Genomic DNA, 20,515 nt, shown 5'->3' on the forward strand with positions numbered 1-20,515 from the left:
TCTCGATCAGCTTACTAAGTCCGCTTAGTACTTGCCCGGGCGGTTCCCCCGGAGGCGCTCACACAGCCTCGTTGAGCAGGGGACCTTGCGGGAAGATGACTTTCGTGATGCCCCCGGCCGTGGCTTCCGCCAACTGGGAGAGGTAGTCGTTGCGGCGTTTCGGCGTTATCCGGGACTGGGGCTTGAAGCCCTGCCCGGGATCGTCCGCGTAGTGGGCGGTCAGCCCATCCCGCATCAGCCGGATCGCCTCGGCGCGCTGTTGGGACACCGCTGCGTGGGTTGAGCCGAGTTCAGCGGCAAGGTCCTTGACGGTCCTGTCGCCGAAGTAGATCTCCTCGACGACGTAGCGCATCCGTTCGGGCAAGGATTTGACCGCCGCGCGGAGGTACTGGAGCCGTTCGTCCGCAAGAACGGAGAGTTCCGGGGTCAGGGTCTCGGCGGCCAAGGTGTCCACCACGGCTTCGTCCAGCGGAGTCAGGGTGCGCGACGCATCGGCGAGGGCTGCCTCCACAACGCTTTGCTGGACACCCAGGGCCGAGGCGATCTCATCAACGCTGGGAGTGCGTCCGAGGGCCGCGGCAAGGGTCTCCTGGACCGACATTGTTTCTTTGATGCGGCGGCGCGCCGAGCGCGTCGCCCAGTCGCTGGCGCGCATCTCGTCGGCAAAGGCCCCCAGAATCCGCCGCCGGGCGAAAGCCCCAAACGGCACACCGAGGTCCGGGTCGAAGGAGTCCGCTGACGTAATCAGGGCGATGGCGCCGGCAGACGCCAAGTCATCACGGGAAAGGTGTGACGCTTTCGAGCACAAATCTGAAACGAGGTAGCCCACCAGCGGAAGATGCTGTGTGACCATCTCGTTGCGTTCCACGCGATTCAATAGTTTGTCCCCCCATGAGACAGGATCCGGAAGCCTTGAAAACCATGAGCCATACCCTGGATGGGCCCCGTGCCTCCCCCAGGAAGTCGGTGTTGAAACCCGGGCGCAGCACCCAAATCGAAACTTATCACCCGAGGCACATTCTGCGTGTAATCTCAGGACAAAGCTTGGCTGAAATTGCGGTAACGCTTTCGGCCGGGGCAGCAACGGGAATGGGGCCCATGGGTGCAGGTGATCTTTCGGCAGGTTTGTGGCAGGAGCGCCGCCAGTTGGAACTGCTGTTATTCAGGTTGGAAACCCAGCGGCTCCATCTCGAGGCAGGAAACCTTCAGTGGCTGAGCTTTACGGCCGCCGAAGTGGAGGGTGTCCTGGAACGCCTTCGCTTTGAAGCGCTCGCCCGGAGCGTGGAGTCGGCGGCAATCGCGGCCGAATGGGGCTTGCCGGCCCAGGCGACGCTGCTTGAACTCATCGGCGGGGCTCCCGCCGGGACCTGGCCCGAAATCCTGCAGGATCACTTGGACACTCTGCGCACCTCGCTCGATAGGCTCAGCGCCGCTGCCCGCACCAACGAAGACACCCTGCGGGGCCTGGGGGTCCGGCAAGCGGCCGCCTTGTCCGGCGGCGGGGTCGAGGACGGCGTCACGCAGCCCGCTGACACAACCCAGGTGCTCGATCAGTTGACGATGGCCGGCACGATTGAGTACGCCCTCGCCGTGATCGGCCGGACGGCCCAGCCGGTGCTGGCCCGCTACCTCGACGTCACCGTCGACTGATCGGCCGCGGGCGGGAATGTCCCCGCACGGGTGTCAGTCCGTGCCGGCGGCCGGCTTGGTGGCGGGCGCCGGCGGGACCAGCCCGCGCAGCGCATCCTCGGCCTCCGGGCCGGCCTCCGCTCCGGCTTGCGCCGCCGCCAGGTTCGCGGCGGCAATGGCTTCGATGACTTCGCGGCGTTGGATCGGCACTCCACGGGGCGCCTCGATGCCTATCCGAACACCGTCACCACGGCCTTCCAGAACCGTGATGACGATCCCGTCGCCGATCATGATCTGTTCGCCCGGCTTGCGTGTTAGTACCAGCATTCTCTTAATCTACCCTTCGCGGTGCAGGGCGGCCGACGAATCCGGCGGCAGCTGCGCGGTAAGTGCCAGCCATCTCAGGTCCTGGCCGGGCGTGCCCGAGCGGAGTCAATCCAGCCGACCGGCAGCCCCAGCGAATTAACCGTTTCCGGCGAGGCGGTTTCGGCGGCCCCGACCACTGCCACCGCAGCGATGTCCAGTTGCGCGGCGAGCACGCCCACCCAGCGCGCGGTGTCCTCCGGCTTCCGCCCGGCATCGACCACCACCCAGACCTGGTCCGCGGACAAAGCGCCGATCGGTTGGAGCCGGGCGAGGGCGTCGCGGGCCTTACCCAAGCCGAAGGCCACCAGAACGGTCCGTTCCGTGACGACTGCGTGGGCGCGGGCCGCCGTCGCGCCCTGCCGGCCTTCCACGTGCAGGTGACCGTATGCGGACAGCTTCCCCGCCGTGCGCACGTCGGCGCCGCCGGCTGCGGTGGACATGGCCAGGGCAGTGTCCAGCGCGTCGTCGCCAAGTCCCACGAGCAGCACCAGGTCCCCGGTTCCGCTGAGGGGGGCCGGCGCCGGCATGCGTACGACGGCGGGGGCCGGCGCCGCCGTCTGCCGGGTGTCCGGGGCCGGGTGGTCCGGCGCCGTGCGCCGGGCCCCAGCGGCGCGTGCCCCGGCCTGCCCGCGCCGGGGCGGAACGCCGGTTTCGGCCGGAGCGACGGCGGCCGGGCCGCGGAGCCCGGCGCCGAGCTGTTCAAGCAGTTCGGCGAAGTCCGGGGATTCCGTCGAGAGTCCGGGGTTGCCGGGCCGGTGCAGGCTCAGTTCGGCCGCGTCGGCTTCGTCGAGCAGGGCAGCGATCGCGGCGCCCTGCAAATCGTGGGCAGGCGCCGCAGCGGCGGGCACCGAGCGCGCGGGCACCGCAGCAGCCGCAGTGTTGGCAGGCAGCGCAGCGGCCTCGGTGCTGGCCCGAACAGGAGTTGGACGGGCGGCCCTGGCCAGGACGTCCGGATCAGGCGCCACCTCGCCGGTCACCGGCTCCGGTCCCACCTCGACCACCGCCTCGTAGCGGTCGCCGGCGAAGAGACCGGCGATGCCGGGGCTGATGACGCGTTCCGCGGACACGATGCGGGCGGCGGGGCCGTGCTGCTGCTCCGCCTTGCGGCGGATCTCCTCGAGCGAGGCGCCCTTAAGCCGAAAGCGGTTCTGCATGTCGCACAACTCCTACGGTTTCGATCCGGACGTTCGCTGAGGTGACTTCACGGTACGAGAGCACCGGTACTGAACCCGGGTGCGCCCCCACCAGCCGGTGGATGGCGGGGCGGAGCGCGGGGGCGCAGACCAGCACGGCCGGACGGTTGGCGGCCGCCGCGGAGTCGACGGCGGACCGCACTGAGCGGAGCACGGCGTCGAGCCGGTCCTGGCCCATCACAATCTGGCTGCCGCCCTCGGCGGGGCGCATGTCCTCGAGCATGGACTGTTCCAGGAGCGGGTCGATCATGATCACATTCAAAACGGGGCCTTCCATGAACCTGGCCGTCAGCGCCGGACCGAGGGCCTGGCGCGCGGATTCCACCAGTGTTTCCGGGTCCGTGGATATTTTGGCGCGGAGGGTCAGCGCCTCATAGATCCGGGCCAGGTCATTGATGGGTACCTGCTCGTCCAGGAGCCCCTGGAGCACCCGTTGCAGTTCGGCGAGGGAGAGCAGGGCCGGGGTCAGTTCGTCAACGGCGGAAGGGCTTTGTTTCCGCACGCCCTCGGTCAGGACCCGGACGTCTTCCCGGGACAGGAGCCGGGCGGCGTTAGCCGTGACGATCGAGGACAGGTGGGTGACCAGGACCGAGACGCGGTCAATGACGGTGGCGCCGGTCATCTCGGCGTTGTGGCGCATTTCCGCCGGGATCCATTTCCCGGCCAGGCCAAACACGGGCTCGATCATCGCGACGCCGGGTAGCGAGTCGAGGCTGTCGCCCAAAGCGAGCATCTGGCCACTGGGGGCGGTACCCCCGCCTGCCTCCACGCCGGCGATCCGGATGGAATAGCTCGACGGCGGCAGGTCCACGCTGTCCCGGGTGCGGACCGGGGGGATGACAAGGCCCAGCTCCATGGCGATTTTGTGCCGCAGGGACCGCACCCGGGCCAGCAGGTCATCCGAGGCGCCGGAGACCATGTCCACGAGGTCCGGGGCCAGCAGGATCTCCACCGGGTGGACGCGCATGTCCTCGAGCAGCTTCTCGTTGGGGTCCACTTCCGGGAAGTTCAGGGCGCTGGCCTCGGCCTCGCGGACCTGCTCCGCCTGCCGCTGGCCGGCGGACGCGCGGCGGGAGGCCAGGAGCAGCCCCGCCCCGACCAGAAGGAACGGCAACGGCGGCATGCCGGGGATCAGTGCCATCGCCACGGCGGCGATGCCGGCGATGAGCAGGGCGTTCGGCGACTGCATCAGCTGGTTGGACGCCGTGCGTCCCATGTCCGATTCGGCGTTCGAACGGGTCACGATCATGCCGGTGGACACGGCCATCAGCAGCGCCGGAATCTGCGTGACCAGGCCGTCGCCCATGGTGAGGATGCCGTAAGTGCCTACCGCGTCGCCGATCTCCAGTCCGCGCTGCAGCATGCCGATGGCGATGCCGCCGATGAAGTTGATGATGATGATGATGAGGCCGGCGATCGCGTCGCCCTTGACGAACTTCGAAGCGCCGTCCATGGCGCCGTAAAAGTCCGCCTCCGCCGAGACCTCGGCGCGGCGTTCGCGGGCCTGGGTATCGGTGATCAGGCCGGCATTGAGGTCCGCGTCAATGGCCATCTGCTTGCCGGGCATCGCGTCGAGGGTGAAGCGGGCGCCCACCTCGGCTACCCGCTCAGCGCCTTTGGTGACCACCACGAACTGGATGACCAGAAGGATCAGGAACACGACGGCGCCGATGATCATGGATCCGCCCACTGTCACCTTGCCGAAGGCTTCGATGACCTGCCCGGCGTACCCCTCCCCCAGCACCAGGCGGGTGGAGGCGACGTTCAGGCCCAGCCGGAACAGCGTGGCCACCAGCAGGAGTGAGGGGAAAACTGAGAAGTCCAGCGGCTTCTTCACGAACATGCTGGTCAGCAGCACCAGCAGCGCGAGCAGGATATTGCAGACGATGAGGACGTCCAGCAGCGGCGCCGGCACCGGAACAACCAGCAGCAGCACAATACCGACGATGCCGATCGGCACGGTCAGTGGAGCGAGCTTGTTCTTCATGGTGCGGTCCTTTCACAGACGGACGATCGAGCTGTTCTCACGTGGCGGCTGCCATCCGGTGCATGCCACTGGCGGCCCCGCGCGCCTTCAGCGACATCACGAACGCAAGGACGCCGGCCACGGCGCGGTAGAAGTCCACCGGGATCTCCTGGCCCAGCTCGCAGGCGCTGTGCAAGGCACGGGTCAGCGGAATGTCCTGGACCATTGGAACGTTCTTCGTTTCCGCTTCTGCCCTGATCCTGGCCGCGATATGGCCGGAGCCCTTGGCCACCACGCGGGGCGCTGACTTTCCGGGGTCGTACTTGAGGGCCACCGCGAAGTGCGTGGGATTGACCAGCACGACGTCGGCGTCCCCGATCGCCGCGATCATCCGGTTCCGGCTCATTGCCATCTGCCGGGCGCGCCGCTGGGAGCGGATCAGCGGGTCACCTTCGCTGCTCTTGTTTTCGTCCTGGACTTCTTTTTTGGACATCCGGGTCTTTTTTCGGTTGCGGCGCATCACCACGAAGAAGTCCGCCACCGCCAGCACGATGCCGGCCGCCACGGCGAACTGGACCAGGGCGGCGATGCCGCCGCCCGCCGCCTGCACCACACCCGCGACCGGCATTCCACCGGCCGTCAGCAACACGGGTACCAGCCCCTGCACCACGCTGTAGAGAACCAGCCCCACGACGCTGGCTTTCAGCAGGGCTTTGACGCCGCCCCACACGGCCTGCATGCCGAAGAGGCGTTTCAGTCCGGCGAGGAGCTTGAAGTGCTCGAAGTCCAGCTTGAACTTTTTGATGTGCACGCCGCCCTGGAGTGCGGCGCCGGCGAGAACCACCACGAAGACAACAATCAGCAAGGGTCCGATGATGCCGGCGATGGCGGAGAGTCCGTCCTCAAGGGCCTTCACGGCCTTGCCCGGGTCCGGGGCTGCAACGATGCCGCGGATGCTGAAGAGCTGGTCCGTCGCGGCGTTGGCAGCGCGTTCCACCGTGGCCGGGAGCATGATGGCGGCAGCACCGACGCCAACCCACGCCGTGAGGTCCTGGGAGCGGGAAAGCTGGCCCTTGGAGCGGACCTCTTTCATGCGTTTGTCGGTGGCTTGCTCGGTCTTTTCCTGTGAATCCGACATCAGCCCACCCCCAGTACCGTCTTGGCCGCCTGGCCGGCGAGGCTGGAAACGATCCTTGGCAGCGCCAGGAAGATGAATCCGGCGAGCATGAGGGTGAGCAGGATCTTGAGCGGGAAGCCCAGCGAAAAGGCGTTCAGCGCCGGGGCCACCCGGGTCAGCAGTCCCAGCCCGACGTCGGCGAGGAACAGGACCACCACCAGCGGCCCGGCGATCTGGACGGCGGCGAGGAACATGCCGGTGACCGCCGATGTCAGCGCCTCGACGGGCCGGGCGAGATCGATGCCGCCGGCGAGCGGCAGGGCACCGAAGCTCCCGGTGAGTCCGGTGATGACCAGTTGATACCCGTCGGAGGCGAATAGAAGCGCCAGCGCGGCCATTTGCAGCAGCCTGGTGAACTGTGCGCCGTTGACGTTCATTTGGGGGTCGAAGGCCTGCGCCATCTGGAAACCGCTAAAAAGATCGATCAGGCTGCCGGCGGACTGGACGGCGGAAAAGATCACCAGCACCAGGAAGCCAAGGGCCAGCCCGGTGACGAGCTCCAGCACCACTCCGGTCAGGAAGCCGGCCGTGTCGCGTGCGGTGTACCCGGCGGAGACCCGCTGGGACACCGCGAGGCCCAGCCCCAGCCCCAGCATGGCCTTCACGCGGGCCGGGAATGCCTGGTACGCAAAGGGCGGCGCCACCACCAGGAACGCCGTCATCCGGACGGTGGCCAGCAGGAGCGCTTCCAGCCACGTCGGGTCGATCGGAATGCCCACCTCACAGGCCTCCGAGCAGGGACGGGATCTTGGCGAAGAGGTCGTTGGTGAACGCCACCATCTCCGAGATCATCCAGTGGCCGCAGACCAGCAGGGCGATCGCCACGGCTGCGGCTTTCGGCACGAACGACAGCGTGGCTTCCTGCAGCTGGGTGATCGACTGCAGCAAGGCGATGGCCAGTCCCACCACCAGTGCGGTGACCAGGACGGGGGCGGAGAGCTTGGCGGCGACAATCATCGCCTGGAGGCAGATGTCCAGGACAGCGTTGGCGTTCATCCGGTGGCCGCATAGCTCTGAATGAGCGAGGTGATGATCAGGCCCCAGCCGTCCACGAGGACGAACAGCAGGATCTTGAACGGCAGGGAGATCATCACCGGCGGGAGCATCATCATGCCCATGGACATCAGGGCGGCGGAGACCACCAGGTCGATCACGAGGAACGGGATGAAGATGACGAAGCCGATGATGAACGCGGCGCGGAGCTCAGAAATCATGAAGGCCGGAATCAGCGTCTGCAGCGGCACGGCCTCGGGGGTTGCCGGGTTTTCGGCGGCGGCGGCCCGGGACATCAGCGCGATGTCCTCTTCCCGGGTGTGGGCGAGCATGAATTGCTGCAGCGGCCCGCTGGCGGCGTCGACCGCACCGTTGAAGTCCAGGGTGCCGTTGAGGTAGGGCTGGATGCCAATGGTGTTCATCTCGTTGATGACCGGCCACATGACAAAGATTGAGAGGAACAGGGCCAGCCCGGCCAGGACTTGGTTCGGCGGGATGGAAGGCAGCGACAGGGCGTTGCGGGTCATCGCCAGGACCACGAAGATCTTGGTGAAGGACGTCATCATCAGGAGCAGTGCCGGAGCCACCGACAGCAGGGTGATGCCGAGCAGAGTCAGGACCGCCGTCGACGGTTTGCCGTCGAGTCCGTTGATTTCGATATTGACGTTGCCATCGCCCGGGTTCGCCGGGTCAGTGGGGGCGACCGGCGGGGTGGGGTCGATGGGGGCGGCCTGGCCGGCCGAAGCGCTGAGCCACAGCAACAGTACCGCGATGAGGACGGCGGCGAGGCCGAGCACCAGGGCCCTGGCGGGCTTGGAAGTGAGGGAGCGGATCAATTGCGGCGTCCGCTCCTGAGAGCGGCAGCGGCCTGCTTCCACGTGGAGCCGGCAAGGATGGACCCGTGCAGGGGTGCGTGGCCGGCCGCGCCGGAGGTTTTTGCGCGGGGGCCCGGCCCGCGGGCGTGGGAGACCCGGTGCCGGGTACTGCGGCGGGGCAGCGGGGTGTCCGCGGGGGCGGCCGCCACCTCGTCCACCCGGTCGGCGGCCATCTCTGCGACGCCGGGGTCGCGGCCCGGCAGCGGGTTGAAACCGGAGAGGACCCGGGCGAATTCCCCGGCGGCCCGGCGGCTTTCGGGAACGGCTTCCTTCACGGCCTCGGCCGGGATGTCGCCGGTATGCAGGACGTTGACGGCGTGATCAGTGACGCCCAGGAGGAAGCGCTGCCCGCTGGCGTCGACAACCACTACGGAGGCCTTCTGGCCGACGCTCTGCCGGCTGACGATTTTCAGGGCATTGTCGGTCCGGCGCCGTCCGGTGCCCTTGACGAGCCTTCGTTGCAAAAGCCACATGAGGCCCAGCACCGCGCCCAGGGCCACGAATACCCGCAGCCCGAGGATCAGTGCGTCCATTCAGCTGAGCCCCTCGGCGACGTCGAGGATGCGGGTGATCCGGACGGCGTAGTCCTGGTCCAGGACCACCACCTCGCCGTGGGCTATCAGCCGCCCGTTCAGCAGGACGTCCGCCGGGGCGCCGGCGGAGCGGTCGAGTTCGATGATTTTCCCGGGTTCGAGCGAGAGCACGTCCCGCACGGACATCCGGGTGCGGCCGATTTCCACGGTCAAGGCCATTTCAATGTTGTTGATCCGCCCGAGGCGGCCGGCGACGGCGTCGCCGCCGGCGGCGAACAAGTCACCGGCACGGTCCTGGCCGGTGCTGTGTTCGCGGAGGCGGACGGCGAACCAGGCGGCGGCGTTGATGCCATCGGAGAGTTCGAACACTGCGGTGTCGGGGTCGGAGAGCAGCCCGGAGGCGTCGGACTCGCGCAGGTCGCTCAGTACCCCGGCGCCGAACACCGAACTGGCGCTTTCCATCGCGGGGCGCAGCACATCGGTGACCGAGACGACGCCGGGCTGGGCTCCCGCCATGCCGCCGGCCGCTTCGTCGAGGAAAGTGCGGTCGCTCAACATGAGCGCGAGATCGGCGGTGACGGAGCCAACAAAGGTGGCGGTGACGGCCTGGCGGGCGTAGGGGGCGGCGGCGCGGGCCGGCACGAGGGCCAGCACTTTGAGCGCCACAGGGCTCGGCAGTTCTTCAACGAGCCGTTCCGCCGACGATTCGTGCCTGGTCAGGGTGATGCTCATCGGTGGTTCTCCTCGATTGTGACAATGACAGCGGCGGCGCGGGACCCGTTCCGGGCCGGAGCGGCGGTGGCGAGCCGGGTGCCGTCCAGGGTGAGATCAAACGGTCGGTTTTCCAGGTGCGGGAGGGTCAGGACGTCTCCCACGGCAAGGCCCAGCACCTGGCTGGGGGTGACAAACGAGGTCGAGAGCCGGACCGACAGTTCCACCGGTACCCGTTCCAGCTGGGCGCTGACCCGCGCTGCGGCGTCTCCCCGGTTGTCGGTGGGGTTGACCTTCTTGAGCCGGCCGAGCAGGAGTGCCGCCGGGACACCCAGGGTGGCGGGGGTGCTCATGTCACCGACGGTGATGGTGAACGCCGCGACGATCATCAGCTCACTCGGCGCTGCGGCCTGGGCGAACTGGGAGTTGTACTGGATGGTGTCTACCCGGACGGTTTCGCTCAGCAGCGGGCCCAGGGAGTATCCGAGGTCTTCCAGCGCCTCGTCCATGAGGCCCTTGACCAGTGCCTGTTCGATCTGGGTGAATTTGCGGTCCGGCATGGGCGCATCGTTGGAGGCACCGAGCATGCGGTTCACCCAGCCGAGCGCGGCGGGGGCGGGGAACTGGACCACGAGCCGGGAATCGTTTCCCTCGACGGTGCAAAGCACCATGGCCGTGACCGCCGGCAGGGAGGCGGCGTACTCGTCGTAGCTGAGCATGCTGACGTCTTCAAGCCGCACCACGGATTTCACGCGGACCTTGGCGGTCAGCTGGGTTCCCCACTGGCGGGCGTACGTTTCAAACGCCAGTTCCAGGACCCTGCTGTGTTCCCGGGCAAGCGTCGCGGGACGCCGGAAGTCGTAGACGCTGACCGTCCGCTCCCGCGCCGCTTCCTGCTCTTCCATAACACTCACGGTTGCCACTATCGGCCAGGGCTCCGCGTTCGTAAGCAATCCGCCACAGGCAATAATCCCGGCAAAACGCGAGGCAATTCCAGCCTATTTCCGGGTCTGCTTCAGCACTTCCGGAATCAGGGCGCGGACGACGTCGGGCTGGTCCGAAATGATCACGATGTCCACCCTGCGGTTGAGTTCCATGAGCTCCGGTGTGGAGTCGTCGTTGACCTGCCGTGCGGACCCGAAGGCGACGGCGCCGATGGACGCCGGAGCGATGCCGCCGCGGTCCACCATGAAGCGCAGGACGTTGACGGCGCGGGCGGAGGACAACTCCCAGGTGGACGGGTAGGCGGTGATGCCATTGGCGGCGTGACCCTCGACCATGACTTCCATGGACGCCGGGCCAAGGATCGGAGAGACGATCCGCAGGACCTGCGCCGCGCGGTCGGTAAGCTCCGGCCGGTCCGGCGCGAAGAAGGTCTGCGAACCGACCAACTTGACCGTTAGTCCGCGCTGGTCAATCTGGAATTCGACGTTCTCGCTTAACCCGGCATCAGCCAGGCCAGCTTTCATTTGCGCCTCCAGGGCACGGAGCCGGTCCACCTCCTTCATGGCCGCCTCAAGGGCCTCGGGTGCTGCCGGCGATGCCGCCGCTTCGACCGCTGCGAAAGCCTCAAGGTTCTTGTCCACAGCTTCCGGCGGCACCACGGTGCCTTCTGCGGTATCCACTGTTTCGCTAGCGACCGTCCCGAAGCCGGTGGCGAGGGAATTACGCAGCTTCTCAAACTTGTTCGCGTCCACCGTGGACATGGCATAGAGGACGATGAACAAGCACATCAGCACCGTGACCATGTCCATGTAGGACGCCATCCAGCGCTCGTCGACGTGGTGCTCTTCCGGTTTCTTGCGGGGGCGCCGGCGGCCGCTCACGCGGCAGAGTCCATCGTTCCGGCATCACCGGCGGCCGACTTGCGGCCGCTTCCGGAGCTCTTGAGTTGATGCTCGGGCACCATGGAGCGGAGCCTTTCGGCGAGCAGCAGCGGCTGGGCGCCGGACTGCACGGCAAGCATGCCTTCCATCAGCAGGGTCCGGCGTTCAATGTCCAGTTCAGACAACCGGGCCAGGCGGGAACTAAACGGAAGCCAGATAAAGTTGGCGGACAGCAGGCCCCAGAGGGTCGCGACGAACGCCGCGGCGATCATGTGGCCCAACTCGTCGGGCTGGGACAGGTTTTCCAGGACGTGGGTCAGGGAAACCACAGTTCCCACAATGCCGACGGTGGGGGCATAGCCGCCGAGGGATGCGAAGAACTTCGACGAGGCGTGGTCGCTGCGGGACTTCGTATCAATTTCATCCTCCATCTGCATCCGGAGGTCCTCGGCGTCGGTACCGTCGGCGATGTTCTGCAACGCCCGGGCCAGAAATGGATCGTCGACTCCGGCGGCCTCTTCCTCAAGGGAGAGCAGACCTTCGCTGCGCGCCTTTTCGGCGAACCGCACCATCTGGTCGATGCTGTCCTGCGGCTTCGACGTCTTCCCGACGAACATCCCCGGCACGGACTTGAAGGCCTGAATAACGTCCTTAAGGGTGTTTCCTGCCAATCCGATGGCCAGGGTGGCCCCAAAGACCAGGATCATGGGAGCCGGGAGGACCAGTGAGCTGAGGCTGCCGCCCTCGAGAAGGACCATGACGATGAGGGAACCAAAAGCGAGAAGCAGTCCGATGACTGTTGCGGGATCCATGGATTACTTCCTTGGTGGCTCAGGTGTTGGGCGGCTGCCGGCGTCCACGGTGGACTCCGGGGACGGGACAAGGCTCAACGGGTATCCGGTCACCGCAGGGAAGTCCCGTGCCTTGCTCAGGACGTAAGCCCGGTAGTCGGCGATGAGTTCGACCACGTCGGCGAGGCTTTCGAGTACCACGTAGGTGGCGCCGTCGAGGGTCACCAGATGGGTGTCCGGGCTCTCGTGGATACGCTCAATCAAATCCGGATTAACCGCGAAACGCGTTCCGTTCAGGCGGGTGACAACGATCATGGGCCGATTCTGCTTTGTTTTAGGGGCGGTGTTCCTGTACCTACTGTCGGCAACCGAACCCCATCCGTTAGGCGCCAGCGCGTTGCGCCGCATTCAAACGCGGCGCGCACGCGTAACATGCATCACATTGCGCCGGAATGGCTACAGTAGGCTGTCGGCACTAAGCCTGGGCAGCCGATCCAGCACACTTTCTCCAACCTAACTTGGGAGCGTCTCCGTGGCACCGCAGTGGCTTCGTGCGATCGGCAGCTTCGTTCCCCACGGCTCGAAGCTTCCCGAGCGTGCGTGGGTCTTCCGGCACCGGGTGATCGTGGCGTTTGCTCTGGTCTCATCCCTGGCCGTCTCCGTTTTCGCTTTATCCCAGGGCACTGACCCGGGCCATGCGCTCCTGGGAGGAGCCGCGCCCGCCCTGTTGTCCGCCGTTGCCCTCAAGGTCCCGTGTGGCCGCAGGCTTCGGGCCTCCCTCACCGCGGTGGCTCTGATGATCACCGCGGTCATGGTGGTGCACACGTCCGGCACCATCGAAGCGCACTTCCTGTTTTTCATCATGGTGCCGGTTGTGGCCCTCTACGAAGACTGGACCCCGCTGGCGGCCGCGGCACTGGTGGTGTTCGCCCACCACTGGGTCCTTGGTTTATTGGCACCCCAGCACATCTATAACCATCCCGCGGCGCTGGCCGACCCACTGGTGTGGGCCATCATCCACACCCTCCTCTTCCTCGCCATTTGCGCCACCAGTATTGTCCACTGGACCATCCACGAACGCGCCCGGGCGGAAGAAGAAATGCTGTTGAACCGGCTGGCAAGCCAGGCCCTGCACGATCCGCTGACCGGACTGGCCAATCGAACGTTGCTGCAGGAGCGGCTCCGCGCGGCCTTCGCAGCGGGTGTGCAGCACGGGGAGCCGCTGTTGGTACTGTCCCTGGACATTGACGGTTTCAAACCCGTGAACGACTCTTACGGGCACGCGGCCGGCGACGCCCTGCTGCTCGAACTGGCACGTCGAATCCAGTCCTGCACCCGCAGCGGTGATACAGCCGCGCGGACCGGAGGCGACGAGTTCACCCTCCTGCTGCCGGGCTCGGGCGCCGACGTGGCAGCAGGTATGGCCCGGCGCATCATGGACGCCGTCGCGGAACCCGTCGAGGTGGCGGGGAAAGTACTGCACATGACCGCGAGCGTGGGAGTAGCGGTCCGATGCGGGATCACGGCCGGATCCGGTTCCGAGTCCGAGTCCGAGTCCGAGAACATCGACAATCTCCTGGAGTGGGCGGACCAGGCAATGTACGCGGCGAAGCGCGCCGGGCGGGGCCGGTTCGTTATCCACGATCAGTTCCGGCCCGCCGATACTGACAGCACCTTGCCTGTTCAGCCGGATCAGGCAAGGGCGTGGGCTGCTTACACACGGACGTTGCGCCACGAGATCGCTGCTGCCAAAAGCCTTGGCCGTTTGCCGCAGCAAACCCGTGGACCGGAGACGGCGCGGCGAACACTGGAGTCCATGCTGGCAGCAATCGACCAGTTACCTGCGGGGCCGGAACCGGCCGGGATGCTTCTTCCGGAGCGCACGGCCCTTCAGGAGTTCGTCTTCCACCATGAGCTGGTTCAGCAGTGGACCGACTCGCTGACGCAGCAGGAAGTCCTTAACGTCCCCCGCCCCGCCGAAGCCACCGCCTTTTGGGACGAACTGCGGCAGACGGTGTCCGACCCGGTGGACCGCTGACCCGGCCGGCCCTCAGGCGCGGAGCCCGTGCATGAACTCAAACTTCTGAAGCACCGGGGCGGAGAGGACAAACGGGTACAGATCTTCCCGCCCCATGCTCCGGTTGACCTGATTCAGCGTGATGGAGAGCGGAAGCCATGGCGTTACCACGAGGGTGCGGAACGGCAGGGTCCCGGAACCTTCCGGTATCAGCCCGTGCGGCCCGGGTTTTCCCCTCACTACCGAACCACTGACCACGTTCTCGTTGACGTTGGACAGCAGGTCAAAGGCGAGGCCATTCCTAGGGCCTCCGGTCCCGCAAGTACCCGAGGTTGGTTCCGCAGCTCAGGCAGACCAAGTTGTCGAAAAAGACGGCCGGGCCACAGTTTGCGCAGGATTGTTTTCACCCCACCCGATCGTACCCACGATGGGCGCGCGGCCGGTGGGCCGAGGTGGGCGGCAGGCAGGTGTGGGAGGAAGCCGGACACAGTGCCTAATGGCACTCCCCGCCGAAATTTCCGGACTGCCACCATGGATTATCAGCGCAGTGCCCGGACGGGTTCACACGGAGCGGAGGACACATGGCCGGCAGCGGGAGCTTCAGGATCGTGGTGGGGGTGGACGGTTCGCCGCAGTCCCGGGCCGCCTTGGACTGGGCAGTGGAAGAAGCCAGGTTGCGCAACGGCGAGGTGATGGCCCTGACGTCCTGGAACTTCCCGTACATCAGCGATGCACTAGGCCAGGCGTGGGACTACGAGCTCTTCCAGACCGACGCCCAGACCACCCTTGAGGCGGAACTGGCACGGGTCAGGGACCAGCGTGTGCAGATCACCGGGCGCGTGGTGCAGGGCAACGCCGCCACAGCACTCGTGGACGCCTCCCGGGACGCCGAGCTCGTTGCTGTCGGTTCGCGCGGCCACGGTGGATTCGCCGGCATGATGCTCGGTTCGGTGTCCACCCAGACGGTCCACCACGCACATTGTCCCATCCTGGTGATCCGCGACCGGGCCCCTGAGTGAGAGACTTCGGATAACGACCGGCTGGAGGTCCGCGGCGGTCCCTCGATGCGAAGGAGCAAAAATGAGCAGGTCACACCGGACGTCGGCTCATGACCCGGACTCCGCCGTCGAGCTGAACCCCTTGTTCAGCCGGCCGGGGGAATCCACCATGTATCCACGCTTCACGATTCCGAACGGGGAGTCCCTGCCCTCGACGGCGTATCAGGTGGTTCACGATGAAGCCATGCTGGACGGGAACTCGCGGCTGAACCTGGCGACGTTCGTGGGAACGTGGATGGAACCGGACGCCTCGAAGCTTTACGCCGAAACGTTCGACAAGAACATGATCGACAAGGACGAATACCCGCAAACGGCTTTGATCGAGACCCGGTGCTGGCGAATGCTCGCAGATCTGTGGAACGCACCCGACCCGGCGAAGACCATCGGCACCTCCACCACGGGTTCCTCGGAAGCATGCATGCTCGGCGGCCTGGCACTGAAGCGCCGATGGCAGCACGCCAGACGCGCTGCTGGCCTGGCGGCGGATAAGCCCAACCTCGTTCTCAGCTCGGCCGTGCAGGTGTGCTGGGAGAAATTCTGCAACTACTGGGATGTTGAACCCCGGTTTGTTCCGGTGTCCAAGGAACACCGGATGCTTGATGGCCATGACCTGGACCAGTACGTGGACGAGAACACGATCGGCGTTGTGGCCATCATGGGCGTAACGTACACCGGCGTCTACGAACCGGTCGAGAAGATATCGGCGGCTTTGGATGACATCCAGGCACGCCGCGGCCTGGATGTCCCGATCCACGTCGACGGGGCCTCCGGAGCCATGATCGCCCCGTTCCTGCAGCCGGAAACTGTTTGGGACTTCCGCCTCCCCCGGGTCGCCTCGATCAACACCTCCGGCCATAAATACGGTCTGGTGTATCCCGGTCTCGGATGGGTTGTCTGGCGGGATGAACAGGCGCTTCCGGATGACCTGGTCTTCCATGTCAGCTACCTCGGCGGGGACATGCCCACGTTCGCGCTGAACTTTTCACGGCCGGGCGCGCAGGTCTTGTTGCAGTACTACCTTTTGCTCCGGCTCGGCTTTGCCGGATATGAGTCGGTGCAGGCCACCTCCCGGGACGTGGCGCTGTATTTGTCCGCTGAGATTGGGGCAATGGATGCCTTCACGTTGTGGAGTGACGGATCTGATATCCCGGTCTTTGCCTGGCAGCTCACTGATGGCCACACCGGAAACTGGAATCTTCACCACCTCTCTGAGCGGCTCCGGATGAACGGGTGGCTCGTCCCTGCCTACCCGCTGCCGGACGGTCTGGGCGAGGTCACAGTACAAAGGATTGTGGTGCGCAACGGCTTCACCCGCGACCTCGCATCCAGCTTCCTGTCCGACCTCACCAAGGAAGTCGCGTACCTGGACGGGTTGACGGCGCCCATGCCACCCGGCGGGCAAACCCAGGCCTTCCACCACTAGGCAGGGCCCAACGGAAGGAAAGCCATGTGCCGACTCTTTGGCCTGCACGCCGGCGCCCGCCCGGTCCGGGCGACGTTCTGGCTCCTCGATGCCCCCGACAGCCTTTCGGTCCAGAGCCGGAGGGAGCCCGACGGAGCCGGCATCGGTACCTTCGACGCGGACGGCGCAGCCCACGTGGCGAAGCAACCCCTGGCCGCCTGGGAGGACCATGCCTTCGCCCGCGAGGCCCGGGATCTCAAGAGCACAACGTTCCTTGCCCACGTCCGGTACGCCAGCACCGGAGCGCACACGATGGTCAACACCCACCCCTTCGAACAGGACGGGCGGCTGTTCGCGCACAACGGCGCTTTCGGTGGTCTCGGGCGACTCGATCACCATCTGGCCGGGCTCGGCGCCACCGGCCTCGTCCACGGCCAGACGGACAGCGAGCGGCTCTTCGCGCTGATCACCGCAGAGAGCCGCAGGGCGGACGGCGATGCAGGGGAGGGCATCACCCGGGCCATCACGTGGATTGCCCGGGAAGTGCCCGTGCTCAGCCTGAACCTCATCGTAACGACAGCGACGGAGCTGTGGGCCGTGAGGTACCCGGCGACCCATGAGTTGTACATCCTGGAGAGGGGCCGCGCCGATGCTGCCGGCCCGGCCCCTCTGGACGCCCGGAGCCACCGTATCCATGCCCGCAGCGACGACCTCGCCGGCTCCTCACACGTCCTCATCGCCACCGAACGGATGGACCAGGACCCGCGGTGGCGGGCTTTGGAGGCCGGCGAACTGGTGCACGTGGGCCCGGATCTGGCAGTGACGGCCGGCTTCCCCTTCCCGGAGGCCCCGACCCATCCGCTCACTCTGTCAGATCTTGAGCCCTCCGCCGCGGCGTCCCAAAAGGCCTAGCGCTTGAGGTTGCCCAGCTCCTGCAGGACCTCATCCGAGGTGGTGATGATGCGGGCGTTGGCCTGGAAACCGCGCTGGGCGACGATCAGGTTGGTGAATTCCTGGGACAGGTCCACGTTGGACATTTCCAGGGACCCGCCGGAAAGGCTGCCGAGGCCCGCGTCGCCCGCGCCGCCGAGCTGCACGCCGCCGGAGTTGGCAGTGGCCACGTACGACGAGCCGCCGGCCTTCTCCAGGCCGCCCGGGTTGGTGAACTTGGCCAGGGCGATCTTGGCGAGGACCTGCTTGAGGCCGTTGCTGAAGGAGCCGATCAGGGAGCCGTCGTTGCCGAGGGTGAAGGACTCCAGTTTGCCGGCGGCGGAGCCGTTCTGGCCGCTGACCGCGACGGACGCCACCCGGGCGAAGGAGGAGATCTCGGGAAGGTTGACGGAGATGCCGCCGACCACCAGCGGGCCGCCGGCGGTCAATTTTCCGTCGGTGAAGGTCAGGGCCGCCGTTCCGGTGCTGCCGTTGTCATCGGACCCGGACACTCGCCAGTTGTTACCCGAACCGGTGAAGGTCAGGCTGAGGTTCCGCTCGGCCCCGGTGGCGTCATAGACCTTGACGACGCGTTCCAGGGTGGCGCCCTCGCTGGGCAGGTTTCCGTCCACAGTGACCGCGTCCGTTGCCTTCGCAGGCACGAGGTTGTTCGCGTTGAGCGCGAGGTCGCCGACCGGTCCGCCGGTGTTGACGGCACCGTTGACGGCGGTCCACCCCTGCAGGATCCCGCCGTCCGGGCTGACGAGCTGGCCGGCGGCGTCGGCGCTGAAGGCGCCGGCACGGGTGAAGAGCTGCTGCCCGCCCTTGCTGGTGACGAAGAACCCGTCGCCGGAGATCATCATGTCGGTGGCACGGCCGGTGCTCTGCGAGGAACCCTGGGCGAAGTTGGTGCTGACGCCGGCAACCCGGACGCCAAGGCCAATCTGTGCGGGGTTGCTGCCGCCGGTTTCGGTCTGGGGGCCGGAGGCGCCCTGCGTCATCTGCGACAGTGTGTCCTGGAACTGGGTGGACGACGCCTTGAAGCCTGCGGTGTTGACGTTGGCGATGTTGTTGCCGGTGACATCCAGCATGGTCTGGTGGGCGCGAAGGCCGGAGATTCCGGAATACAGCGAGCGGAGCATGGGAACTGCCTTTCTACGGGGGAAGAACTGGTCAGGAGGTGGCCGGAGCGGTGAGCCCGGTGATGGAGTCGAGGGGAATGGACAGGTCGCCCACCTTGACGGCCGGAACGGCGCCGGCATAGGACACGGAGCTGGCGTTGCCTGTGCCGGTGGTGCCGTCGGCGAGGGTGTAGTCCACGGAGTGGCCGATCAGCTGCGCTGCGGCCTGGCGCATCTGCAGGGAGAACCCTTCCTTGCTGTTGGTGGTCAGCTCCTGCATTTTCTCCATCATGGAGAGCTGGATGGTCTGGCTCATCATCTGGTTGGTGTCCATGGGGGCGCTGGGGTTTTGGTTCTTGAGCTGGGCCACCAGGAGGGACATGAACACCTCCGAATCCATAGCCTGCACGGGTTTCCGCACGGCAGCGGCCTGGGTGGTCTCCCCCGCGGCCGTGACCGGCTGCGAGGCGATGGGCTGAATCGTCATGAGTCGCTTTCCTTCGTGTCAGACAAGAATGTCAAGGGTGGTTTGGGGGCCGTTCACTGCCCTGGTGTGGCGCAGGGCGGCACCATCGGCCAGAGCGTCCCAGCGGTGGCCGGGCCGTTGATCGCCCCGGCCGTTGCTGCCACCCGGGTCTGGGCCCGGGTCCCGTCCCGTGCCTTGGTCCGCAGGGTCCCTGCCGGTTCCGTCGCGGGCCGCACTTCCGGGGCCGTTCTGCGCGGAGACGTCCAGGCTGGCTCCGAAGCCGGCATCGGCAAGTTCCTTGCGGAGCTCGGGCAGGATCCCCCGGATGGCCTCGCGTCCGGCGTCGCCGGGGGCGAAGAGCTCGATCCGGACGCCCGCGGCATCGATAAGAGCCCTGACCGTCAGAGGACCCAGGTTGTCCGGACTCACCTGCAAGGTCATGATGTGCTGTCCTTGCGGTGCTCCGGCCAGGGTGAAAAGCGGCTTTGCCACCTGGGTCTGGAGAGCGGGCCCGGTCTGCGGCTGCGGTGGGGGCGCGGTGTGCGGTGCGGGAGCAGCTGACGACGCCGGCTGGGCGGCTGGCGCTGCAACGGCCGCTGCGCTCCCGGCGGCGGCAAGCACATCAGCGGCGGGCGTCTGCGTGGGTACCCCGGGGGCCACGGAGGTGGATCCGTCGGGGGCGGTGGCCGCGCCGTCTGCGAGCGCGGCTGCGGCGAGCGCGGTGTCCGTGGGACCGCTCCCCGCGCCAGCCGCGGGCGGTGCCGTCGCCGGAGCAGATGTCGTGGGTGTGGTCGGTGACGTCACTGTCGCCGCTGTCGCCGCCATGGACGACGGCGGTCCGGGCAGCGGCTCGGTGGCACTCGCCGCCAGTGGGCCAGCCACTGCTGTGCCCGGTGCCGCGGTGGCTGCATCCCCGGTCAGGGGAAGTGCCGTCGAAGGCAAGGCCGCCAGAGGCAGCGTCATCGGGGGCAGCGTCATCTGGGGCAGCGTCGCCGGGGCTGGCCCGGGACGCACGCCGGGAAACTGCGCGCCGGCCGGCGCTGCTGTCTGTGGCTCCGCGGTGGGGTGGGTCCCGGCAGCCGGCGGCATGCCGATCACGAAATTTGGGGCGGGGGCCAGGGCGGCGGCGCTGCCGGCAGCTGAAGCATCAGATGCAGGCGCATCCCGGGCCGCGGATGCGCCGGGATCGGGTCGCTCGCCGGATTGCGGCGCGTCCGTGCCGGTGGATACGACGGCAGATGCGTCCCGGAGTGCAGCGTCCCGGGGTGCGGCGTTGGCCGCGGCGCCGCGGGCGTTCGTCGTCGGCCCCGGCGAAACCTCCGGCGCGGGCCGTACACCTTGCAGCACCGCGCCGAAGGTGTCGGCGTCCCCGTGCCTGCCGGCGGACGCCGCACGCGTGCTCTGCCCCGCGCCGCGGCCCGGACCGGCAACGGTCGGTGTGGAGGCCGGAGCCATGCTTTT

23 protein-coding genes and 1 pseudogene are annotated in these 20,515 nt (G+C 67.0%); 5 read left to right on the forward strand and 19 right to left on the reverse strand.

Features of this window, described 5'->3' with window-relative positions; genetic code table 11:
- Positions 1-58: 58 nt before the first annotated feature.
- Positions 59-877, reverse strand: a complete 819-nt coding sequence (locus RCH15_RS15945; RefSeq protein WP_326961644.1) for a sigma-70 family RNA polymerase sigma factor — start codon at positions 875-877, stop codon at positions 59-61.
- Between the two features lie 167 nt (positions 878-1,044).
- Between RCH15_RS15945 and RCH15_RS15950 the strand changes: the two genes are divergently transcribed.
- On the forward strand, positions 1,045-1,650 hold the full coding sequence (locus RCH15_RS15950) for a flagellar protein FlgN (protein ID WP_326961645.1): 606 nt from the start codon (positions 1,045-1,047) through the stop codon (positions 1,648-1,650).
- 33 nt (positions 1,651-1,683) lie between these two features.
- Here the strand turns inward: RCH15_RS15950 and RCH15_RS15955 are convergent, their stop codons facing one another.
- The 13 genes from RCH15_RS15955 to RCH15_RS16015 all read right to left on the reverse strand — a co-directional run bounded on the left by RCH15_RS15955 (position 1,684) and on the right by RCH15_RS16015 (position 12,375).
- Positions 1,684-1,956, reverse strand: coding sequence for a carbon storage regulator (locus tag RCH15_RS15955; RefSeq protein WP_326961646.1), 273 nt, complete (start codon positions 1,954-1,956; stop codon positions 1,684-1,686).
- A gap of 74 nt (positions 1,957-2,030) precedes the next feature.
- Positions 2,031-3,149: a hypothetical protein gene (locus RCH15_RS15960; RefSeq protein ID WP_326961647.1), complete on the reverse strand. Its 1,119-nt coding sequence runs from the start codon at positions 3,147-3,149 to the stop codon at positions 2,031-2,033.
- A complete protein-coding gene (locus tag RCH15_RS15965) occupies positions 3,127-5,175 on the reverse strand; it encodes a flagellar biosynthesis protein FlhA (protein WP_326961648.1) in 2,049 nt (682 codons plus the stop codon). Before RCH15_RS15965 ends, RCH15_RS15960 begins: the two co-directional genes overlap by 23 nt.
- Before the next feature lie 37 nt (positions 5,176-5,212).
- Positions 5,213-6,292, reverse strand: a complete 1,080-nt coding sequence (locus tag RCH15_RS15970; RefSeq protein ID WP_326961649.1) for an EscU/YscU/HrcU family type III secretion system export apparatus switch protein — start codon at positions 6,290-6,292, stop codon at positions 5,213-5,215.
- Positions 6,292-7,050 (reverse strand): flagellar biosynthetic protein FliR, encoded by a 759-nt coding sequence (locus RCH15_RS15975; protein ID WP_326961650.1) that lies wholly within the window; start codon positions 7,048-7,050, stop codon positions 6,292-6,294. Before RCH15_RS15975 ends, RCH15_RS15970 begins: the two co-directional genes overlap by 1 nt.
- Position 7,051: 1 nt before the next feature.
- A complete protein-coding gene (fliQ, locus tag RCH15_RS15980; RefSeq protein WP_326961651.1) occupies positions 7,052-7,327 on the reverse strand; it encodes a flagellar biosynthesis protein FliQ in 276 nt (91 codons plus the stop codon).
- Positions 7,324-8,157 carry a flagellar type III secretion system pore protein FliP gene (gene fliP, locus RCH15_RS15985; RefSeq protein WP_409017226.1) on the reverse strand — a complete coding sequence of 278 codons (834 nt, stop codon included), beginning with the start codon at positions 8,155-8,157 and terminating at the stop codon, positions 7,324-7,326. The genes fliQ and fliP overlap by 4 nt, the downstream gene beginning before the upstream one ends.
- Positions 8,157-8,732: a flagellar biosynthetic protein FliO gene (gene fliO / locus RCH15_RS15990; RefSeq protein WP_326961653.1), complete on the reverse strand. Its 576-nt coding sequence runs from the start codon at positions 8,730-8,732 to the stop codon at positions 8,157-8,159. The genes fliP and fliO overlap by 1 nt, the downstream gene beginning before the upstream one ends.
- Positions 8,733-9,464, reverse strand: a complete 732-nt coding sequence (fliN, locus tag RCH15_RS15995) for a flagellar motor switch protein FliN (protein ID WP_326961654.1) — start codon at positions 9,462-9,464, stop codon at positions 8,733-8,735.
- Entirely contained in the window at positions 9,461-10,348 is an 888-nt protein-coding gene (locus RCH15_RS16000) for a flagellar motor switch protein FliM (RefSeq protein WP_326961687.1), read from the reverse strand. Before RCH15_RS16000 ends, fliN begins: the two co-directional genes overlap by 4 nt.
- Before the next feature lie 93 nt (positions 10,349-10,441).
- A complete protein-coding gene (locus RCH15_RS16005; RefSeq protein ID WP_326961655.1) occupies positions 10,442-11,269 on the reverse strand; it encodes an OmpA/MotB family protein in 828 nt (275 codons plus the stop codon).
- Positions 11,266-12,081, reverse strand: a complete 816-nt coding sequence (locus RCH15_RS16010) for a motility protein A (RefSeq protein WP_326961656.1) — start codon at positions 12,079-12,081, stop codon at positions 11,266-11,268. Before RCH15_RS16010 ends, RCH15_RS16005 begins: the two co-directional genes overlap by 4 nt.
- Positions 12,082-12,084: 3 nt before the next feature.
- Positions 12,085-12,375: a flagellar FlbD family protein gene (locus tag RCH15_RS16015; RefSeq protein WP_326961657.1), complete on the reverse strand. Its 291-nt coding sequence runs from the start codon at positions 12,373-12,375 to the stop codon at positions 12,085-12,087.
- 217 nt (positions 12,376-12,592) lie between these two features.
- On the opposite strand from RCH15_RS16015, the gene RCH15_RS16020 reads away from it, so the two are divergent.
- Positions 12,593-14,098 carry a GGDEF domain-containing protein gene (locus RCH15_RS16020; RefSeq protein ID WP_326961658.1) on the forward strand — a complete coding sequence of 502 codons (1,506 nt, stop codon included), beginning with the start codon at positions 12,593-12,595 and terminating at the stop codon, positions 14,096-14,098.
- A 12-nt stretch (positions 14,099-14,110) separates the two neighbouring features.
- Here RCH15_RS16020 and RCH15_RS16025 read toward each other — a convergent pair whose 3' ends face one another.
- Positions 14,111-14,317, reverse strand: a complete 207-nt coding sequence (locus RCH15_RS16025; RefSeq protein WP_326961659.1) for a putative zinc-binding metallopeptidase — start codon at positions 14,315-14,317, stop codon at positions 14,111-14,113.
- Between the two features lie 61 nt (positions 14,318-14,378).
- Positions 14,379-14,462, reverse strand: a pseudogene (locus RCH15_RS19120) (zinc-ribbon domain-containing protein); the annotation flags it as partial.
- A gap of 196 nt (positions 14,463-14,658) precedes the next feature.
- On the opposite strand from RCH15_RS19120, the gene RCH15_RS16030 reads away from it, so the two are divergent.
- The 3 genes from RCH15_RS16030 (at position 14,659) to RCH15_RS16040 (ending at position 17,449) form a co-directional block, all read left to right on the forward strand.
- The gene (locus RCH15_RS16030; RefSeq protein ID WP_326961660.1) at positions 14,659-15,096 is read left to right on the forward strand and encodes a universal stress protein; all 438 of its coding nucleotides are present in this window, start codon (positions 14,659-14,661) and stop codon (positions 15,094-15,096) included.
- A 61-nt stretch (positions 15,097-15,157) separates the two neighbouring features.
- Complete coding sequence (locus RCH15_RS16035) at positions 15,158-16,558, forward strand: glutamate decarboxylase (protein WP_326961661.1); 1,401 nt, start codon at positions 15,158-15,160, stop codon at positions 16,556-16,558.
- Between the two features lie 24 nt (positions 16,559-16,582).
- Complete coding sequence (locus RCH15_RS16040; RefSeq protein WP_326961662.1) at positions 16,583-17,449, forward strand: class II glutamine amidotransferase; 867 nt, start codon at positions 16,583-16,585, stop codon at positions 17,447-17,449.
- Here the strand turns inward: RCH15_RS16040 and RCH15_RS16045 are convergent.
- The 3 genes from RCH15_RS16045 to RCH15_RS16055 are packed head-to-tail and all read right to left on the reverse strand — an operon-like array spanning position 17,446 to position 20,509.
- Complete coding sequence (locus RCH15_RS16045; RefSeq protein ID WP_326961663.1) at positions 17,446-18,609, reverse strand: flagellar hook protein FlgE; 1,164 nt, start codon at positions 18,607-18,609, stop codon at positions 17,446-17,448. The two genes, RCH15_RS16040 and RCH15_RS16045, sit on opposite strands and share 4 nt — an antisense overlap.
- 31 nt (positions 18,610-18,640) lie before the next feature.
- Entirely contained in the window at positions 18,641-19,075 is a 435-nt protein-coding gene (locus RCH15_RS16050) for a flagellar hook assembly protein FlgD (protein WP_326961664.1), read from the reverse strand.
- An 18-nt stretch (positions 19,076-19,093) separates the two neighbouring features.
- Positions 19,094-20,509 (reverse strand): flagellar hook-length control protein FliK, encoded by a 1,416-nt coding sequence (locus RCH15_RS16055; protein WP_326961665.1) that lies wholly within the window; start codon positions 20,507-20,509, stop codon positions 19,094-19,096.
- Positions 20,510-20,515 lie beyond the last annotated feature (6 nt).

It is taken from the genome of Arthrobacter sp. MP_M4, from assembly GCF_035984855.1.
Classification (GTDB): Bacteria; Actinomycetota; Actinomycetes; order Actinomycetales; family Micrococcaceae; genus Arthrobacter.

Coding starts and splice junctions, on each gene's coding strand:
- RCH15_RS15965 (WP_326961648.1), bottom strand. CDS start 5,175: ATGAAGAACAAGCTCGCTCCACTGACCGTGCCGATCGGCATCGTCGGT.
- fliO (WP_326961653.1), bottom strand. CDS start 8,732: ATGGACGCACTGATCCTCGGGCTGCGGGTATTCGTGGCCCTGGGCGCG.
- RCH15_RS15955 (WP_326961646.1), bottom strand. CDS start 1,956: ATGCTGGTACTAACACGCAAGCCGGGCGAACAGATCATGATCGGCGAC.
- RCH15_RS15960 (WP_326961647.1), bottom strand. CDS start 3,149: ATGCAGAACCGCTTTCGGCTTAAGGGCGCCTCGCTCGAGGAGATCCGC.
- RCH15_RS16035 (WP_326961661.1), top strand. CDS start 15,158: ATGAGCAGGTCACACCGGACGTCGGCTCATGACCCGGACTCCGCCGTC.
- fliN (WP_326961654.1), bottom strand. CDS start 9,464: ATGAGCATCACCCTGACCAGGCACGAATCGTCGGCGGAACGGCTCGTT.
- RCH15_RS16030 (WP_326961660.1), top strand. CDS start 14,659: ATGGCCGGCAGCGGGAGCTTCAGGATCGTGGTGGGGGTGGACGGTTCG.
- RCH15_RS16010 (WP_326961656.1), bottom strand. CDS start 12,081: ATGGATCCCGCAACAGTCATCGGACTGCTTCTCGCTTTTGGTTCCCTC.
- RCH15_RS16015 (WP_326961657.1), bottom strand. CDS start 12,375: ATGATCGTTGTCACCCGCCTGAACGGAACGCGTTTCGCGGTTAATCCG.
- RCH15_RS16050 (WP_326961664.1), bottom strand. CDS start 19,075: ATGACGATTCAGCCCATCGCCTCGCAGCCGGTCACGGCCGCGGGGGAG.
- RCH15_RS16045 (WP_326961663.1), bottom strand. CDS start 18,609: ATGCTCCGCTCGCTGTATTCCGGAATCTCCGGCCTTCGCGCCCACCAG.
- RCH15_RS16040 (WP_326961662.1), top strand. CDS start 16,583: ATGTGCCGACTCTTTGGCCTGCACGCCGGCGCCCGCCCGGTCCGGGCG.
- RCH15_RS15970 (WP_326961649.1), bottom strand. CDS start 6,292: ATGTCGGATTCACAGGAAAAGACCGAGCAAGCCACCGACAAACGCATG.
- RCH15_RS16000 (WP_326961687.1), bottom strand. CDS start 10,348: ATGGAAGAGCAGGAAGCGGCGCGGGAGCGGACGGTCAGCGTCTACGAC.
- fliQ (WP_326961651.1), bottom strand. CDS start 7,327: ATGAACGCCAACGCTGTCCTGGACATCTGCCTCCAGGCGATGATTGTC.
- RCH15_RS16055 (WP_326961665.1), bottom strand. CDS start 20,509: ATGGCTCCGGCCTCCACACCGACCGTTGCCGGTCCGGGCCGCGGCGCG.